Source organism: Streptomyces sp. NRRL S-495, from assembly GCF_000966955.1.
GTDB classification, from domain to species: Bacteria; Actinomycetota; Actinomycetes; order Streptomycetales; family Streptomycetaceae; genus Kitasatospora; species Kitasatospora purpeofusca.
The window spans coordinates 1-1,844 of sequence record NZ_JZWY01001170.1; the positions used below are offsets into that span (position 1 = coordinate 1).

2 protein-coding genes are annotated in these 1,844 nt (G+C 74.7%); one reads left to right on the plus strand and one right to left on the minus strand.

The features are described 5' to 3' along the window. The coding region (locus VR45_RS40230; protein WP_045944932.1) for an EamA family transporter at positions 1–456 on the plus strand (456 nt) is incomplete at its 5' end. A gap of 104 nt (positions 457–560) precedes the next feature. On the opposite strand, the gene VR45_RS40235 is transcribed toward VR45_RS40230, so the two are convergent. Then, entirely contained in the window at positions 561–1,415 is an 855-nt protein-coding gene (locus VR45_RS40235) for a class I SAM-dependent methyltransferase (protein WP_045944933.1), read from the minus strand. Positions 1,416–1,844 lie beyond the last annotated feature (429 nt).

Below are 1,844 nucleotides of genomic sequence, written 5' to 3' on the forward strand. Positions count from 1 at the left end.
GCCTACATCCTGCTCGGCGCCCGGGCGGGGCGGCGCTTCCCCCGGTTGGACGGGCTCGCGATGGCGATGACGGTGGCCGCGCTGATGAGCCTGCCGCTGGGGATCGGCTCGGCCGGCGCCACCCTGCTGGAACCCGGGGTGCTGGGGCTCGGGCTGGCGGTGGCGCTGCTGTCCTCGGGACTGCCGTACTCGCTGGAGCTGCTGGCACTGCGCCGCCTGTCCGCGCCCGCCTTCGCCGTCCTGACCGGGCTGGCCCCGGCGGTCGGGGCGCTGGCCGGATTCCTGGTGCTGGGGCAGGAACTGTCGGCGGCCCAGTGCCTGGCGGTGGTCCTGGTGGTGGCGGCCGGAGCGGGCGCGGTCCGGGCGGGCGCCCCCGGACGAGCAGGTCCTCGGGCTCGCGCCGGCCGTTGTCCGAGCCGTCCTGACCGATCTCGGGATACGACGAGGACGACCTGACCGCCGACCTGACCACCGGGCTCTGCACCGACGCCGCGGCAGCGGCCCGCCGCTGCCGCGACCGCTCGGCCGCTCGGCCGGGCGGTCGGGCGGTCGGCGAGCGGTCAGCAGGCGGTCAGCGAGTAGGCCGGCAGCGGCGTGTTGCCGTGGTGCTTCGCCAGGGACCGGAGCACGTCGCCCTGGCTCAGCACCAGCTCCCTCACGGTCCGCGGAAGCCGGGTCATCCGCTGCGCGTCGTCGAGCAGTGCCGTGCAGGCGTCCACCTCCCAGTCGCCGTCCTGGAGGTCGGTCGTGTCGACGGCTCGCGCCGGGGCGGGGTTCCAGCCTGTCGCCGCGAGGGTCCGCAGCAGGCTCTCGCGCGAGAACGGCGTGCGCACGTTGCCCTCGCCCCGCGAGCCGCCCGCCTCGATCTGGCCTTGGACCAGGACGGCGAGCAGGTGGGGAAGTTGTTCGGCAGAGCGGGGTTCGAGGTCCCACTCGGCGAAGCACAGGTTCCGCGCCCAGCGGCGGACCCGGACCAGGGTGGCCGCGAGCTGGTCCAGGGAGCCGAAGTACCAGGAGCAGTGCGCCAGCACCACGTGGTCGAACCCGCCGTCGGGAAAGGCGACCGCCTCGTCGAGGACGTCCAGGCCGAAGCGGAAATCGATGCGGGCGCCCAGCGGCGTCGCCTTGAGGTGTTCCGCCGACTGCCCCAGGGTGACCGGGGCACCGTACGAGGGATCGGCGATGTCGACGGCGACCACCCGGCCCCGCGGTCCGACGGCCTCGGCGAGGACCGCCGTGGTGTCGCCCTGTCCGCAGCCGATCTCCAGGACCGACGCTCCGGCCGGGATGTCCCAGCCGGAGACGAGTGAGGCCCGGTAGCGGGTCTGGGCCGGCTGGATTCCGGGGGACACGTCGGCGGTGGCCATGGCGGCGGCGATCGAGGGTGCCTTCGCTGTCAGTTCGGTCGCGTTCACGGGATCCTTCCGGTACCGCCGGGCCGTCCGTGGAACGGCGCCGGACGAGCAGGTCCGAAGTCTTCGGGCGCATGGAGCGAGGGCCCTCGTGGGTTCGTTCGTGACGACAACTGCCAAGGCCCTCGCGACCGCACTCTACGTGGAGATCGATGACTCTCCGACGGGAATTCGGAGGTGGGACCGGCCGCCGAGGCCGACCGACGCCGGGCGGACGGCACGCCCGCCCGCCCGCGCGAACGGGGCGCGACCCGGCCCGGCCCGGACGGGGAGCTAGCCCTTCGCCACGGGGCGTCGGCGTCCCCCACCGGCCGTGAGACGGTGTCGCGGCCGGACCGGCTCTGGCAGGATCGGCCGGGTGGAGAACGGCGAGGGGACGGGGCCCCGGTTGGTCGTCGGGGCGGGGTACGCGCTGTACCGGGGCTGTCTCTT